This is a genomic window from Streptomyces yunnanensis (assembly GCF_029011865.1).
GTDB lineage: Bacteria > Actinomycetota > Actinomycetes > Streptomycetales > Streptomycetaceae > Streptomyces > Streptomyces yunnanensis.
In genome coordinates this window covers 435,764-451,550 of sequence record NZ_CP095749.1, presented here as the reverse complement: position 1 = coordinate 451,550, position 15,787 = coordinate 435,764, and the positions used below count along the sequence as shown (strand labels likewise).

At 70.6% G+C, this 15,787-nt stretch carries 13 protein-coding genes and 2 pseudogenes; 5 read left to right on the top strand and 10 right to left on the bottom strand.

All coding sequences use genetic code 11. From position 1 onward, the window contains the following. Positions 1-258: 258 nt before the first annotated feature. From MOV08_RS01980 to MOV08_RS01960, 5 genes are all read right to left on the bottom strand, one after another. Positions 259-783: a hypothetical protein gene (locus MOV08_RS01980; RefSeq protein WP_275305908.1), complete on the bottom strand. Its 525-nt coding sequence runs from the start codon at positions 781-783 to the stop codon at positions 259-261. A 62-nt stretch (positions 784-845) separates the two neighbouring features. Then, positions 846-1,163: a transcriptional regulator gene (locus MOV08_RS01975; protein WP_039628996.1), complete on the bottom strand. Its 318-nt coding sequence runs from the start codon at positions 1,161-1,163 to the stop codon at positions 846-848. Further along, positions 1,163-1,615 carry a hypothetical protein gene (locus MOV08_RS01970; RefSeq protein WP_275305907.1) on the bottom strand — a complete coding sequence of 151 codons (453 nt, stop codon included), beginning with the start codon at positions 1,613-1,615 and terminating at the stop codon, positions 1,163-1,165. Before MOV08_RS01970 ends, MOV08_RS01975 begins: the two co-directional genes overlap by 1 nt. A gap of 187 nt (positions 1,616-1,802) precedes the next feature. Then, positions 1,803-3,152: a DUF2254 domain-containing protein gene (locus tag MOV08_RS01965; protein ID WP_275305906.1), complete on the bottom strand. Its 1,350-nt coding sequence runs from the start codon at positions 3,150-3,152 to the stop codon at positions 1,803-1,805. Between the two features lie 95 nt (positions 3,153-3,247). Continuing rightward, a complete protein-coding gene (locus MOV08_RS01960; protein ID WP_275305905.1) occupies positions 3,248-4,783 on the bottom strand; it encodes an FAD-dependent monooxygenase in 1,536 nt (511 codons plus the stop codon). Positions 4,784-4,820: 37 nt separating this feature from the next. Here MOV08_RS01960 and MOV08_RS01955 point away from each other — a divergent pair, with 37 nt between their 5' ends. Further along, positions 4,821-5,567, top strand: a complete 747-nt coding sequence (locus MOV08_RS01955; RefSeq protein WP_039639942.1) for a TetR/AcrR family transcriptional regulator — start codon at positions 4,821-4,823, stop codon at positions 5,565-5,567. A gap of 77 nt (positions 5,568-5,644) precedes the next feature. Here MOV08_RS01955 and MOV08_RS01950 read toward each other — a convergent pair whose 3' ends face one another. Next, on the bottom strand, positions 5,645-7,240 hold the full coding sequence (locus MOV08_RS01950; protein ID WP_275305904.1) for an FAD-dependent oxidoreductase: 1,596 nt from the start codon (positions 7,238-7,240) through the stop codon (positions 5,645-5,647). 82 nt (positions 7,241-7,322) lie between these two features. Here MOV08_RS01950 and MOV08_RS01945 point away from each other — a divergent pair, with 82 nt between their 5' ends. Continuing rightward, positions 7,323-7,991: a TetR/AcrR family transcriptional regulator gene (locus tag MOV08_RS01945; RefSeq protein ID WP_039628988.1), complete on the top strand. Its 669-nt coding sequence runs from the start codon at positions 7,323-7,325 to the stop codon at positions 7,989-7,991. A gap of 64 nt (positions 7,992-8,055) precedes the next feature. On the opposite strand, the gene lanM is transcribed toward MOV08_RS01945, so the two are convergent. The 4 genes from lanM to MOV08_RS01925 all read right to left on the bottom strand — a co-directional run bounded on the left by lanM (position 8,056) and on the right by MOV08_RS01925 (position 13,128). Beyond that, a complete protein-coding gene (gene lanM / locus MOV08_RS01940) occupies positions 8,056-10,791 on the bottom strand; it encodes a type 2 lanthipeptide synthetase LanM (RefSeq protein WP_275305903.1) in 2,736 nt (911 codons plus the stop codon). Positions 10,792-11,042: 251 nt separating this feature from the next. After that, the gene (locus tag MOV08_RS01935; protein ID WP_268254004.1) at positions 11,043-11,171 is read right to left on the bottom strand and encodes a hypothetical protein; all 129 of its coding nucleotides are present in this window, start codon (positions 11,169-11,171) and stop codon (positions 11,043-11,045) included. A gap of 239 nt (positions 11,172-11,410) precedes the next feature. Next, positions 11,411-11,830 carry a hypothetical protein gene (locus tag MOV08_RS01930; protein ID WP_275305902.1) on the bottom strand — a complete coding sequence of 140 codons (420 nt, stop codon included), beginning with the start codon at positions 11,828-11,830 and terminating at the stop codon, positions 11,411-11,413. A 557-nt stretch (positions 11,831-12,387) separates the two neighbouring features. Next, positions 12,388-13,128, bottom strand: a complete 741-nt coding sequence (locus MOV08_RS01925; protein ID WP_275305901.1) for a class I SAM-dependent methyltransferase — start codon at positions 13,126-13,128, stop codon at positions 12,388-12,390. Between the two features lie 69 nt (positions 13,129-13,197). On the opposite strand from MOV08_RS01925, the pseudogene MOV08_RS01920 reads away from it, so the two are divergent. The 3 genes and pseudogenes from MOV08_RS01920 to MOV08_RS01910 all read left to right on the top strand — a co-directional run. Next, positions 13,198-13,408, top strand: a pseudogene (locus MOV08_RS01920) (HEAT repeat domain-containing protein); the annotation flags it as partial. Positions 13,409-13,468: 60 nt separating this feature from the next. Next, positions 13,469-13,720 (top strand): hypothetical protein, encoded by a 252-nt coding sequence (locus MOV08_RS01915; protein ID WP_275312059.1) that lies wholly within the window; start codon positions 13,469-13,471, stop codon positions 13,718-13,720. A 22-nt stretch (positions 13,721-13,742) separates the two neighbouring features. Beyond that, positions 13,743-15,473, top strand: a pseudogene (locus tag MOV08_RS01910) (BCCT family transporter). The last annotated feature ends 314 nt before the right edge of the window (positions 15,474-15,787 follow it).

The following is a 15,787-nucleotide window of genomic DNA, read 5'->3' as shown; positions in this document are numbered from 1 at the left end:
CCATGCCTGCGTTATATCTGCGGTCCTGCGGTCCTGCGGTCCTGCGGTCCTGCGGTCCTGCGGTCCTGCGGTCCGGTCGGTGTCCCGCCGGTCGGACGACGGATCCGTACACGACATTGACGTGCGCACCTCCGCGATGCCGGAGACCGGAGCCCGCGGCGCAAACGTGGTCACGCGTCGGCCGGGCCCGCCAGCCATCCGCCGTCCATCCGCCCTCCGCACAGTTCGTGCGACCGCCCCGCCCCGCCGGACGGTGTCTCAGTCGCTGATCAAAGGAGCGTACGGTTCGCCCTCCGGCGTGAAGACGAGGACGAAGTCCTCCCCGGCTCCGAGGGCTACCTCGCGCATGCGGGCCAAGGCGTCCTCCTCGGCGGGAAGGTCGAGGCCGAGGGCCGCGGCGGCGCGGTCTCGCCGGGCCATGAGGTCGGGCATGTCCTCCTCGTACTCGGCCGCGAGGTCGCGGCTCTCCTCCGCGGTGAACGTTCGAGCGTCGCGCCACCACGGGGCGACCAGCAGGAGCCGCAGGAGTTCGGGCAGGCCGATCGCGACCAGCGCCGCGCCCCCTTCGGAGTCCGCGTACAAGACAGGCCGTTCCTCGCCGCCTTGGCCGCAGAAGAAGAACGTGCCCCCGGCGCCGTCACCGGCAAAGCCCTCCAACGCGGCGCCCGAGGCCAGGTGGACCTCCTCGACATGGTCGCCGCGATCCAGGTCGAAATCGCCGGGCCAGGCGAGGTAGGACGCGGCGTCGTCGTGTTCGCGGAGGGCGGCGAGCAAGGATGTCATGTCTGAAACCTTAAGGGCGTCACAGATGACAGGCATCATGAGGGGCGTCGTGGTCGCGTCGGTCAGCCGGGCTCGGCTGCCGGATCCGCGGTGCGCGCTGCCGCCACGATCCTTTCGAGGGCGGAGGCGTGCCGTTGGAATGCCTGGCGGCCGTGTGCGGTGAGCCGGAGGTGGGTGTGGCGGCCCGTGTGGTTCCGTGTCTTGCGCACCTCTACGTAGCCTGCCTCGGCCAACGCGGTGATCTGCTTGGACAGGGCGGAGTCGCTGGTGTCGACGGCGTCCCGGACGAAGCCGAACGCCACCCAGTCGGCCGGGGCCAGCAGCGCGACGATGGACAACCGGGCCTGCACGTGCAGGAATTCGTCGAAGTCCGGGTCCATCAGCCCTGGTCGTCCCTCTTGGCGATGCGCTTGACGAGGGGGCGGGTCGCGTAGGTGGCCACCAGTGTCACGACGGCGGCGACGGCCGCGGCGGGCACGGAGGGAATCGGCAGGTGGGCCAGGCGGGCAGCGATCACCGATGCGACGAACACCGCGATGACAACTGCCGCCACCCACAGGCTGAACAGTGCCCCCGCGACGGAGGTCCTCTTGTGCACGCGTGCCTGGCGGCGCTGCACCACCAGTCCGCCGACGATCAGGCCGGCGCCCACCAGCCTGGTGACCAGGCTCCACGGGCTCGGCAGATCGATGGACGATCCGGTGGCGAACACGGACAGCGCCGCGACGAGCCCGTAGGTGCCGGAGGAGGCATGGCGGACGTACTCGTCACGGGTCTGTTGCTGGCGGTGGTGTATGGCGTCGAGCGCGGCCTGCGCGTCGTAGGAGGTCATGAGGGGTCCCCGTTCCCGTCGTCCAGATTCTTTCCTGTAAGGAAAGTACCACCTTCTTTCTCTCGGGGAAAGAAGGTGGTCGGCGGTGCGGCGCGGATGCCTGGGAACGCGTCCGCAACGCACGGCCGCGGCATGGTCGTCGCGCGGCTGTTCGCCCGTCTCGACGGGGCCGCGATCGCCGGGAAGGCTAGAACCTGGAGGTCAGGCCCTTCCCGGTGTCGCCGGGTTCGGTGCCCAGGCCCTGCGAGTCGGGGAGTCGGGCCAGGCGGCCGTCGAGGTCCTGCGGCCAGTGCGTACCGACCTCGGCGTCCATCGTCGCCAGTCGGGAGCGCAGTGGCGTGACCTGTTCGGTGGTGCATGCCTGGGCGACGGTGGCGTACAGGGCGCGCAATCGCCGCTGTACCTGCATCGAGGCACCGCTGTAGTGCCGGATCTCGTCGGTGGCGATACAGACGTAGTCGGGCCAGGAGCGGGTGCGGTGTTGGAATGCGGCCGACGGGGCCGCGGGGCGCCGGGCGGCGAGCCTGGGCGCGATCATCACCAGCAGGTCCTCGATGTGGTCCAGGCACTGCACGGCGCGCCCGGGGTCGTTGATGGCCGGGGACAGTGCCTTGAGCGCGATGTCGACGAACGCGCGCAGTGCCCCGGCCGGATCGGTGCCCGCGCTGTAGGTGGTGCCGAACAACAGGTGGCGCGTCAGGCCCATGCGGTCCGGCGGCTTCGTGCCCGGGTGCACCAGGAACAGCGGTGCCTGTTGGGCGACGAAGTCGCCGGTGACCGGGACGAGTTGGATGCGCGCCCCGGTGCGTCGGGCGAGCCGCGCCAGACCGTGGTCGTCGCAGGCGATGAGCGTCTGGCCGTGCCTGGGCGGGGTGCCGAGCCGGATCACCACGGGCTCGGCGTCGGGCCGGGCGTCCGGGTCGGCAGCCTCCTCGGCAGGCGCGGCGGGCGCGTCCTTCGGGTGTGTGCGGTCCACCGCCTTACGGCCCTCGGCGGCCAGATAGCGCAGCAGCTGCCCCGAGTTCAGCACCGTCGTCACGCGCGCGACGAGCGCGAAGAACAGCACGGCGGACACCAGGGCGAGCAGGATCGCGAAGAACATCGAGATGACGGGCCGATAGTCCTCCTGGGTGACGGCGAGTCGCACCGAGATCATCAGTGTGTAGACGAACGTGGCCATGAAGGTGCCGATCGCCCAGCGCATCACGGGGTCCTGCCGCAGGATCGGCACCACGCGCACCGACAGTTGCGAGGCGCCGAACTGCATGGCCAGGGTGATCGCCGTGAACACCAGACCGGTCAGGGTGATCATGCCGCCCGCGACGGCGGACAGCAGCGTGGACATCGAGCCGCTGTCCAGGTGGACGAAGAAGCGCTTGCCGAGCTCATCCCCGTAGTAGGTGACCTCGCGGTCGATCAGCGGGAACAGCCAGGACAGGAAGAGCGCGGCGCACAGCAGGGTGACCGGCAGCGGCCAGAGCCGGGGAGCACGCAGCCGGTGGCGCGTGAGGTACCACTTCCAACGACCGCGACTCATGTGCCGAATGTATCGATCGCCGGTGCGTTGTCAGGGCCTGCCGCACCCCGGGACGTTCCCCCGTGACACGTTCGGCCGGCGCCGAACGCCGCGTGCTACGTCCCGGCGAACTCGGTGGTGCTGCTCAGGCCGTCGAGCAGTCCGACCAGCGCCTCGGTGGCGGCGCGCGGATCGGTGCCGCGCCAGGCGACGACGTGATCCGGCCTGATGAGCAGGGACTGGTCGGAGGGGAGGAAGTCCACGTCCAGGCGGTGCACGGCGAGGCCGGTGTGTTCGGGGTCCGGGTGCGGTGAGCGGGGGCCGGTCAACAGGGCCCAGCCCGGCCCGGCGAGGTCGACGGTCGAGCGGGTGCGGGCCTGGTCGAGCCAGCGGTGGGGAATGCGGGTGCCGACGCGGCCGATGGGATGGAATTCGGTGATCGGTTCGGGGTCGTTGGGTGATTCCGGGGTGACTGCGAGGGCTCCCTCGGTGTATTGGAAACCGCCGGCGCCCAGCACGAAGTGGTGAGCGAGCGTGGGGTCGGGGGACGACAGCTGATCACGGAGGTTCAGCGTGCGGCGGCTCGACTGGTCGGCCGCGAACCATCCGGCCGGACGGCGCTCCGCGTGGTAGCTGTCCAGCAGCGCCGGTGCCGCCTGGCCCCGGAGGACCGCGGCGAGTTTCCAACCGAGGTTGTGCGCGTCGGCGATGCCGGTGTTGGCGCCGCTGGCGGCGAAGGGCGGCATGACGTGTGCGGCGTCGCCGGCCAGGTGCACGCGGCCGGCGGAGTAGCGGTCGGCGACGAGCATCTCGGCCTGCCACGGCAGCACGCTGCGGACTTCCAGGTCGGGGGCCGGAACGCCGAGAACCGTGCGGAGCAGGGTGGGCCAGTCCCGGTCGGTGGCGTTCCCGCCGCCCATGAACACCCATCGGTGACGGCCGTCGACCGATGCCAGTGCGCCGGGACTGTCGGGGTGCTCGATCTGGCAGAGGTTGAATTCCCGGCCGCGCACGACCTCGCCGAGATCGGCGTGGAAGTAGACGTTCACGTTCGGCTCGCCGATGGGACCGCGCCCCGAGCGGCCGATGCCCAGTGCCTGGCGTACCGGGCTGCGTGCGCCGTCGGCGGCTATCACGTAGCGGGCCCGCAGCGATGAACGGTCCCCGGTGGCGCGGTCGAGGAGTTCGGCGACCACCTCGTCGTCGTGCTGCTCGAAGGCGACGAGTTCGGTGTCGAACCGCACCGTGGCGCCGGCCTCGACCGCGGCCTCGCGCAGCACCGGTTCCAGTACGTCCTGGGCGATCAGACAGGGCGCCTCCGGGCTGACGTCCACGACGGCTCCGCCCGCGCCGGCGGCGTGCCACAGGGGGAGTTGCTCGGACTCGGCCAGCGTCCGCCCCGCGGCCATGTGGTCGTGCCCGGCGAGATCGCGGGCCGCGTGATGGACCAGGCCGGCCAGGCCGAGTTCGCGGAAGATCTCCATGCTGCGCATGTGGAAGCGGCGTGCCTTGGGCTGCGGCGAGGTGGTCGACCGCTTCTCCACCACGGTCACCGCCACGCCGTGGTGGCGCAGGACCAAAGCGGAGGTGAGCCCCACCAGTCCGCCGCCCACGACGAGTACTTCAGGGGTCGGTGTACGTTGTCCACTCATGGTGTACAACGTACACCACCGCTACAGTGAATCCACCATGACTTCTTCTGAACGCCGGCCCGATACCGGTGGGCTGGTGTGGTTCGACGAGCCCGCACCGCCTCGCGCCACCGAACAACTCAGCCGCGAGCGCATCGTGGCCGCCGCGATGGAACTCGCCGACGACCAGGTGCCCGGCGAGATCACCATGCGGGCACTGGCCGCGCGCCTGGGCGTACGCAGCCCGATGGCCCTCTACCGCTACGTCGGCAGCAAGGACGGTCTGGTCGACCTCATGACCGACCAGGTCTACGGGCAGATCACCGTGCCCCGGGGCGACGGCTGGCGGGCCGCGCTCCAGGGGCTCGGCCGCACCAGTTGGGACGCCGTGCAGCGGCACCTCTGGTTCGCGCGCCTCGCCTTCAGCCGTCCCCCCATGGGGCCCAACGCCCTCCACCTCTACGACACCGCACTCGCCGAACTCGAACCACTCGGCCTCGACGCGGCAACCCGCATGGGATTCGTCAAGACCGTGCTCGGCCACGTCCTCGGCTCCGGACTCGCGCTGCTGGAGGAGCACACCATGCGGGCCCGGGTCGGACTCCACTCCGACAGTGACCTGCACGCCGCCGTGGTTCCCTACCTGGAACGCATCGCGGCCGCGGGCGAACACCCCCACTTCATCCGTTGGGCCACCGATCCCCAACGCCTCGCGCCCGAACCCCAGTCGTTCGAGCAGGTCCTGGAGTGGCTCCTCGACGGACTGGCCACCCTGCTCCCGCCCGAGGACCGGTCACCGGTCTGACGGGCCCATGCCGCGCCGCGGCGCCGGTCGACCGCCGCGCACTCGGTGGCGGCACGCTCGCGATCGACCGGCCGTGGTCAGTCCTGCCTGGCGAGAACGGTGCGCAGGACCTCGGCGAGGGTCGCGGCCGGATCCGCCGCGCCGGCTTGGCTGCGCCAGGCGACGAAGCCGTCCGGGCGGACGAGCACCGCGCCGCCCGGGCCGATGCCGTGCGCCTCCTCGCCGTCCGCGATGTCGATGTCCGCGCCGAGGACGTACGACCGGACCTCGACGCCCGACACGGTGCCCGGGTCCTTCGCGGACCTGGCCCACTCCTGGCCCTCGCTGCCGGCCAGGAGGACGAAGGTCTCGCCGTACAGGTCGAGGGTGGAACCGCCGTCCGCGGTCGGGCGGTGCGGAGCCCGCGTGCCTGGCTGGGCACGCAGCTCGGTGGCGGGGACCGGGGCGGTGTCGTGGTTGCCTGGCACTGCCGCCGAGGCGTACCGGAAGCCCATCGTCACCGCGGCGTAGTCGAGGAGTTCCCCCTGCGCGCCACCGGCCATCCGGTCGCCGAACCGGGCGAACGCCTGCCGCATGGCGAGCTCGCCGTAGGGGCGCCGCTCGGCGTCGTAGGTGTCGAGCAGACCGGGGCCGGCCCGCCCGGCGAGGACGGCGGCGAGCTTCCAGGCCAGGTTGTGCGCGTCCTGGACCCCGGTGCTCCCGCCGAAGCCGCCCGTGGGCGGCTGGATGCGCGCGGCGTCCCCGGCCAGGAAGACCCGGCCCGAGCGGTACGACCGTGCGACCTGGGCGCCGATCGGGAAGCCGAGCACGGTGACGTCGGTGCCGGGGATCTGCGGTCGCAGCGACACCTCGACGTCGTCCAGACCGGATGCGGCCCGCACCATCTCCGCCACGCGCTCGGTGGTGAAGTCCGCCACCGACTCCTGCCGCGGGTCGTACCCGGTGCTGAACAGCCATCGCGTGCCCGAGTCGTCGTGCGGCATCATCGAGCTGAACGGGCGCGGCTTCTGAAGGTAGGCGATGCCGATCCGGCGGCCGCGCACCGCGGCTGACAGGTCCGCGTGGACGAGCGCGGTGATCGTGTCGAACAGGACTCCCGGTCCGTCGGTTTCGATCCCCAGCCATGTGCGGACCGGGCTCCTGGAGCCGTCGGCCGCGACGAGGTAGTCCGCGCGGACCGCTCCCTCGTCGCCGCTCGCGCGCTCCCGGATCGTCACCGTGACGCCGTCCGCGTCCTGGTCGAGGGCGGTCACCTCGGTGAAGTGCCGTATGTCGGCCCCGAGTTCGCGGGCGCGGTCGCGCAGCAGGAGTTCGAGCCGGTCCTGGTCGATCCCGGCGTAGGTGTCGGTGCTGAAGGTGCGGGGGTCGTCGAATTCCGCCCCGGTGGTCTCCGCCACCGGTTCGTACTCGTCCGCGAGCGTGTTCGCCCGGAGCGGCACGAAGGCGCCGTCCTCGGCGCTGAAGCTCGCCCGGTGGATCGACGGACCGAGCCCCACCTGGCGGAAGACCTCGACGGTCCGCGGGGTGATGCCGCGCAGTCTGGGGTGTGGGAGCAGGTCGGGGTGGCGCTCGACCACCGTGACCCGGATGCCCTGATGGGCGAGGAAGAGGGCGGCGCTCAGCCCGGTGAGGGCGCCCCCGACGACGACTACCTGAGTCCTCTGCTGATTCATGTGCGCCAGAATCAACTGCCTGGATGAATTTGTCAAACGGTTGGATGATTAGGTTAGCCGGCCGGATGGCAGAATCCTGGCCATGACCAGCAAGAAGAGCGACACCAACGCACCGCGGGCGACGCGCCGGGCGCCGGCGGCGCACGAGCGGCAGCGCGACCCCGAGCGCACCAAGGCAGCGATCCTCGATGCCGCGATCGAGGTCTTCTCCGCCAAGGGCTTCGCGGGCGCCCGGGTGTCGGAGATCGCCGCGCGCGCCGGCGTGAACCAGCAGCTCATCTCGTACTACTTCGACGGCAAGGAGGGCCTGTACCGGGAGATCGGCCGGCGATGGCGGACCTACGAGGCCGAGACGATCCCCGACGACACCGACCACGCCGAGATGATCAAGCGCTATGTGCGGGCGAGCGTCGACCCCCGTCTCGGCGGGCGCCTGCTCGCCTGGGAGGGACTCGCCGACACCGGTGAGGACGACGACGAGGACGCGACCGAACGCAACGCCCGGCTGCAACACGAGGTGGCGCAGATCCGCGCGCGCCAGCAGGCCGGCGAACTCGACGACCGGCTCGACCCGGCCGCGCTGCTGCTCATCGAGATGAGCGCATCGAACGCGCTGGCCGTCTACCCCCAGCTGGCTCGCGGCCTGTTCGGCGCCGACGCGAACTCGCCCGAAGTGGTCGAGCACTACGCCGGGCAACTCGCCCAGCTGATCGGCTGCCTCGTCCGCGGCGACGCCGATCGCCCCGACTGACCTTCGACGGGCGTGTCCCGGTCGGCCCGCGCGGACGCCGGGACGGGCCGCGACCACCGGCCGCCTAGCACAGGAAGGCGGTCGGAGCCCCGTTGGGCAGCTCAGGGGTGTTGAGCATCAGGTCGCTGTCCGCGACCCCCGCCCAACCGAGCATGTAGCCGACGAGCGAGGTGTGCCCCGGCGCTCCGACGTAGAAGCCGGTCTGCCGGGCCTGCGCCAGCACCCGGTGCTGGTAGGACCGTGCCCGGTCGATCAGCGTCGGGTCGTCCAGATGGCGGGAGGCGGCGAGCAGGCACTGGACCACCCCGGAGGTCCCGTGGCACACCGACAGGTCCACCGGCCGGTCGTCGGGCAACGCGACAGCGGCCTGCACCAGGCGTTCCGCATGCGCACGCACCAGGTCGTCGAGCCCGGTGCGCCGGCCGATCTCGCCGGCCGCGAGGAGAACCCCGGCGGCGCCGTTGCACCAACCGGCGAGCGTCGGCCGACAGTCCGGCAGCTGGCGTTCCAGCCACTCGGCGGCCTCCCGCCGCCACTGCCCATGGGACATCAGCTGCCCGGCCCGGGCCTTGGCCCACATCACGCCGAGTTGCCCGTGCGCGACCTCCCACCCGGCGCCCTTGGGCTGGGGCCCGTGCGGATCGAAGGCCGTGCGCGCCAGAGCGTCGAGAGCTGCGGCACGCACCGGGATGCCGCTCTCCATACGGGACAGCAGGAGCATCAGGGGACCGGCCGGCCCGTTGGACAGATCGCCCTCGCGGTCCTCGCCCCGCTTGGCGATCTTTTCGAGCAGGGTGTCCAGCCAGCCGTCGTCGATCGCATCGGGCATCGACAGCAGTTGTGAGGCGAATCCGGAGAACGCCGATTCCGGGAGGGCGTCCAACTGCTCGCCGTACGTGTCGGTGAGTTCGCGGAGGCCGACTTCGGCGGCATGCGCGGTGCTGTGGCGCCCGGCCGATACCAGCGCGCGTCGAATGCCTCCCATGTCGTGGAAGGCCACGTGGTTGCCCGGGTTGATGGTGGGCGTATGGCGGTCCGGGCCGATGCTGCCGATCCATCCGGCGCCGGCGCCGTGCTCGGGCTCGTTGCCACTGGTGACCGCCAGATCGCCGATCACCTCGGCGATCCGCCCGCCCCAGGTGCCGGGCCCGGCCGGTACGAGGGTGGGGCCGAAGACCGAGTGCCGCCACACCCCGCCGGCATCGGGGGCGATGTGGCCGAGGCACTCCTCGACCAGGAACCGGTGGAACCTGTCATGGCGCTCTCGTGCCATGGCCAGTCCGCGGCGGGCCGTGGCGAGGGGAGAGCGGTGGAACAACGGCCACGGCTCGCCACCGTACGCACAGACGTCGGTGTCGCCGGCGAGCGTGGAGAAGTACGGGATGTCACCGGTGTCCAGGGCCGCGTGCTCGGCGGCGGCCAGCGCATCGTTCTGTTCCGGCGTCAGCGTCCTGTGGAACCGCCGTAGCAGACCGAACAACCGGCGGGATTCGCTCTCGTCGCGCAGATACGTCGGGTGGGTGGAGGCGTCCAGGTAGCGGGCGTAGACCTCCGTCGCCCGTATGAGGCACCGCACCGGCATGTCCGCGAACCGGCCCAGTACCGCGTCGATCGTGCCGGACCGCACGCATTCCAGGGCATCCCGATAGCCGCTCATCACGTCGACGAAGTAGTCGCCGATGGCGAGCTGTTCGCCCTTCAGGGACGGGACGTTGGCGGAATGCCGGTGGGTGAACGTCCGCCATTCGACCCGAATGCCGTCGCTCTCGGGGTCCACGACCGTCGGGTTCTTCAGCGACGACTTCTGCTCACCGAGCACGCCGACACCGGCAAGCATCACATCGATCACGGAGTGCGGGTTGTTGACCGGCAGCAGCAGCGTGGACGCCGGCCAGAGCCTCATCTGCTCCACCAGCGTGTCGGTGAGCGTGTCCTTCATCGCGGCACCGAAGTGGGCGCGCAGCAGCGTCTCGGTATCGACCACGCACGGGAACTCGCCGCAGGCGAGCAGGTTTTCGTCGTGCAGATAGGTGGCGCCGAGAGCGCCGAACAAGCAGATCAGAGCCCCGAGACGGTAGAAATAGCGCCCCGCCTGCACGTCGGAGGTCATGGGGTTAGTGGCCAGCATTGCCTGCCAGCCGTGGCCGCCCGGCGAGAGCGATGCGGGAACGCAACCGGAGAGGCTGTGTTGCAAATACGGCTCGGCGGCCTCGAACAGGGCATGGGCGAAAGCGTCCCCGGCCAGCGGCCTCGGCTTGTAGACCAGCTGCGCGCCCGAGGTGGTGGTGACGAACATGACCCGCTGATTGCCGTTGTGCGGATCGGAGTTCGACAGACTCACTTCCCGGATCGTCTCCTGCGCGCCGATTCCGGCGATGTCGGCCAATTGCGCACGGTCGTCGCGGAAGGCGACGAACATCCTCGCGTACGCCTTTCGCAGGTTCTCCGTGATCTTCCCCAGGCGACGCCGCAACACCGGGTACGCGTCCAAGACCGCCTCGCAGGTGTCCGGATGACGCAAGGCGAGGCGGAACGCATCGATGCCGGTGCGGCTGCCGGGATCCAGGGGGAGGCCGCGCTCGGTACGGAAGTGGTGGAAGCGCTCTATCAACGTGCGGTAGCTATGGTCCTCCACGACATGCAACGCCACCTGCCACAACTTGGCGGTGACCTTCTCGCGGTCCTCCTCGGCCACGGTCGCGGCGAGTTGCGGCGCCAGGTTCTCCGCGAACGTCTCCAGCGGAAGGACGTGCCGATAGAAGGGAAGGAACGCCTGCACGCCCAGAGTCGGATTGCTCATGCTCGCTCGCCAATCAGAGAAGAACCGGCGCCCGCCTTCGGAACACGGTGACGTGACCGGTTGTCGACCAGTTTCCGGTGGGGACCGTGCCGGATTTCCGGACGGAGACTCCGTGGAGAAGTCGCAATGCGGTACCCCATTGCGCGCAGATACGAGACAATGCGAGCTGACCCAGCGGGGTGAGGGTCACGATCCGACCCTCACCCCGCCGGGCGGTCATGCCGCAGTTATCTGGGCAACGATGTCATTGCTCAGTCGCGGAAACAGAAGCTGAAGCTGCACCCGATCTGGCTCGCGTTGGGGGCCGACTCCTGCTCCGGCTCCTGGCTCATCTCGATGAGCTGAGTCTCGTCGTACGTACCCAGAAGATCATCGCTCATGGCTGTTCATCTCCCTTTGTGTGGTAGGTGCTTACTCTGTGACCTTGACAGGGGGGAGTGAGATGTCGATGAAATCTCGATAGCGCGCCACATCTCGGGCTTCATCGGGGGCGTGCCCCACGAGCGCCGCGCACCCGACGCCGCGCGGCCGCCCTCCGGGCGACGACGGGAAGGTGACGACAGGCCCGAGATGGCGGAATAGGGATCCGGCAGGGCCGCAACGGGTTGACCGCGCCTGCTCAGTTCAGGCGCCGCCGGTAATAGGAGAGCGTGACGACCACGAGCAGTGGTCCCCACAGCAGCAGGGGTGCGTAACAGGCGTTCATCACGACGAGCGCCGGCCCGGTCGGGGCTCCGTGGGCCCCTCCGAAGCCGCCCGCCCGGGGGATCGTCAACAGCATCACAACGGCCGCGCCGAGCAACGCCGGGATCACCGCCGCCAGCGGCGCGACACGCTTCCCTCCGATCAGCGGGATCCAGCCCGGCACCACCTCGCCCCAGGGCTTGACCAGCCCCAGTGTGAGCAATGTGAGCCCTTCGGTGGCCAAGCTCATCGCGATGCACATGGCGCTGAACCAGCCGGGGATGTCCCATCCCGTGGTGTCGAATCCCACCGGTATGCCGACCCCCATCGCGATCCGCCAGATCCCGGACGGCACAGCGGTGAGTGCCGCAACGTGCGCGACTCGGACCACCCAACGGGCGGGGGGCCGAGTCTCGGAGACGGCAGCGGCTGTCGGTGTCTCAAACGTGACCATGGCCCCATGCTGTCCCGCAGTCCGCTCCGCCGAATCGTGCGCAAGGTCCAACCCGCCTCCCCCGCATGGGGGAGGGAGCCCTTCGACCTCGGCCGGAGGGCCGGCGACCCCCGCCTGCCCGCGCACCGACCGAGCCCAAGGGATCGCCTGCGGGCATGGCGCGGTGGTATCCGATGTCGGTGTGTGAAGAGGGAATTGGACTCCGGCACGAGGGCCACGAGGGCGCAGCGGTACGTGGAGCGCCGGTACGGCACGTGGTCCAACGATCGCCCCATGACGCAGGAGCGGCGAGACGAACAGGGCGCGGACCGGTCGCCCACGCGCCCGGTCCGGGCCCCGGCCGCGCTCGCGGTGGGACGAGGCCCACGACTGTCAGCGGTCGGCCAACGGCGTCACCGTCAACTACACGCGGATTCCGCCGTTTTGGCCGGAGCTGGTGCCAACGAATCCGCGGCCCCTCAGCGGCGGCGGGCGACGGTGATGATTTCCCGGCTGGAGGTGGTGATCGGCTCGCGGTTCCAGTCGCCGTACTGCGCCTCGATGTCGAAGCCTGCCGCCGCGAGGAACCGGCCCAGCGATGCGACATCGAGGAAGCGCAGATCGTCGTGGAGGACCCGGAGCACCGTGCCGTCCGGTTGCGCGACCGTCCCGCGGAGGGTGACCACGTCGCCGACGACGGAGTCCACATGGTGTCCGTACCGCAGGGGCCGGCTGGCCGCGTCGACGATCTCGACCATGTCATCGGGGTTGGCGGGTGTCCAGTTCTCCCAGGCCCGTGCCTGCGGGTGCCTGGTGTCGAAGAGGAAACGGCCCCCGGGGCGCAGTGCGTCGTGGATCGCGGCGAGTGAGGAGCGCACGTCATGATCGGTGATCAGGCACTGGAAGGCATGGCCGTTCATCGTCGCGAGAACGAAGCCGGCACCGCTCGGTGCCTGCGCCGCGGTGCCCTCGACCCAGGTGATGTCGGACCGGCGCCTGGCCCGGTCCAGCGCGGCGCGGTCCGGGTCCAGGCCGACCAGCCGGCCACGGTGGCCACGCTCACGGGCCAGCCGGAGCATGGCGCCGGTGCCGCAGCCGACGTCGAGGACCGACTCGGCGCCCATCACGAACGGGAAGTAGAAGCCGTCGTCGGGGCGCCCGTCGGGGTCCCACGGGTTCAGCACGTCGTACAGCGCGGCAGCGTCGGCGTCGGAGAACATCGCGAAAGTGTCCACCGTCTGCTGCGGCCCCGCAACGGCCCGTCCGTGGCGTACGGCAGACGCGCGTTCATGTTCACGGGGATCGACGACGTCGACGGGGCGTCCATGGGCCATGCATACGGCGACGCTTCGGACGTTCCGGGCCCGCTGCGAGGGTTGGCGTCCCCGGACGCGGCTGAGCGGGAGGTGGCGCTGGACGGCATGTACGGCGCGGGGCACCACCAGGGGGGACGTCTACGACAGCGCGGTCGCGTGCATCCCCTTCCTGTTCGCGCGGGTGGCGATGCTGGCTGCACGCCTGGTCGGCCCATCGCGACAACCGTCCGGACGTGGCCGGCGCGTGGGCCCGGATGGGCCCGGCGGCCACCGCGGCCGTGCCCCTGCTGCGCCCTGCGACAGCCCCCTGCCCGACATCCGGGTAGGCGGGCGCGCCGGCGACATCCTCACCTTCCCCGCCTTCCACCAAAACCACGTCCGGCTCGCGCCGCTGGCCTTCGGCGCGCTCTTCGACCGCACACCGGGAGTCGTGAACGGTGCCTGTGCGGGTACGGAGTCGCCGGTGGACGGCGCGCCAGCGCAGGGAATCGTGTGATTTCCGACCATAGTGGGGCGTCATGAGCACGGAGCCCACGTATCCAGTCACCCGCGACCCCCACCCCCAGGACCAACCCCCGGACCCGAGGATCGTGGCCATCGGCGTGGTGGCGGTTCTGCTGGTGGTGGCCTGGGCGTCGCTCGGGAAGGGCAACTTCGCCGCCGTGTCGGACGCCGCACTGCACTGGGTGCTGGCCAACTTCGGCTGGCTCTTCGTGGTGGCTGCCGACTTCTTCCTGGTGCTGTGCGTCGTCCTCGCATTCAGCCGGTTCGGCATGATCCGACTCGGCCGGGACGACGCGGAGCCGGAGTTCACCAATCTCGCCTGGATCGCGATGATGTTCAGCGCCGGCATGGGCATCGGCCTGATGTTCTAAGGAGTGGGCGAACCGCTCCAGCACTACCTGTCACCACCGCCCGGCTCCGGGGCCGAAGCCCGAACCGGTCACGCGGCCCGCACGGCGATGGAGTACTCCTTCTTCCACTGGACGCTCACCCCATGGGCCATCTACGGCGTCGCCGGCCTGGCCCTGGCGTACGCGGGCTTCCGCAAGGCCCGTGGCAACCGGCTGAGCTCGGCGTTCGTCCCGCTGATCGGCGAGCGCCGAGCCAACGGACGGACAGGCACGGCGATCGATCTCCTGGCGGTCTTCGCCACCGTCTTCGGCACGGCGACCAGTCTCGGACTCGGCACGCTCCAGGTCGCCGAGGGCCTCAACCTGACGGCGGGCACGCCCAATTCCCGGACCCTGCAGCTGGTCATCATCGTCGCGCTGTCGGCGGCCTTCGTGGGCTCGGCCTTCTCCGGGCTGCACCGGGGCGTGAAGTGGCTGAGCACGCTCAACATCGCGCTGGCGGCCCTCCTGATGACGTTCGTCTTCGTGGCCGGCCCCACCGTGTACGTACTGAACACGATCCCGGCGAGCCTGGGCGGATACCTCGGCAACCTGCTCCCCATGGCCTCACAGACCGGCGCCTTCACCGATCCCGGCTGGATGGGGTGGTGGACCATCTTCTACTGGGCGTGGTGGTTGTCCTGGGCGCCCTTCGTCGGCACCTTCCTCGCCCGGATCTCGCACGGCAGGACCATCCGCGAATTCCTCGTCGGCGTGCTGCTGGTCCCCAGTGGCGCGACCATGATCTGGTTCTCCGTCATGGGCGGCAGCGCGATCCGCCAGGACGCGACCGGTCGGGCCGACCTCGCCAAGACGGTCGCCAAGGGCGCCGAGGCGTCGCTGTTCGGGCTGCTCGACAGTCTGCCGCTGGGCACCGTCACCTCCTGGGTGGCGATGGTGCTGGTGATGACGTACTTCGTGACGAGCGCCGACTCGGCCTCGCTGGTCATGGGCTCGCTGACCAGCCGTGGCGCGTTGCACCCCAGGACCTGGTTGGTCGTCCTCTGGGGTGTGCTGATGGCCGCTGTCGCGGCCGTGCTGCTGGTCGCCGGCGGGCTCACCGCGCTGCAGGCGGCGACCATCCTGGTGGCGCTGCCGTTCGTGCTGGTGATGCTGACGCTGTGTTGGTCGCTGCTGGCCGAGCTGCGCGAAGACCCGGGCGCGGGCTCGCCGCGGCACGCCCTGCACGGGCTGCGGGACGCGGTGACGGCCATGGTCGGCGATGCGGTCACCGAGCACCGCAGACCGCGACACCCGCGGTTGCAGCGCTTGCATCGCACGGCCACCATGCGGCGCGGCGAGGCCGGCGACCGCGGACAGGAAGGCCAGGGGGACGGTGACGGCGCGGGGCGGTGACTGCCCCGAGGGTTTGTCGGCGGGGCAACGGGGCGATGGGGTCGCGCGCGACCACCTCTCGACGCCCCGGGAAGGGGAGGGGAGGGGAGGGGAGAGCTTGCCCGAAGACGGAGCGGCAAGCCCTCCCCGGGAAGCCTGGCACGTCGGAGGGGTGGAGCCACCTGCCCGTGTTGCGGATTCGGACAACTTCCGGTGGGGCGCCGGGTGGGCGGGCGAGGTTTCCGCTCCGGCCAACGGAAGTGATCACTGTGCTGATCCTGGAGGTGTCGGGGTCGGTATGCGGGCGTAGGGGGAGCTCGTGACGATTGGCGTGA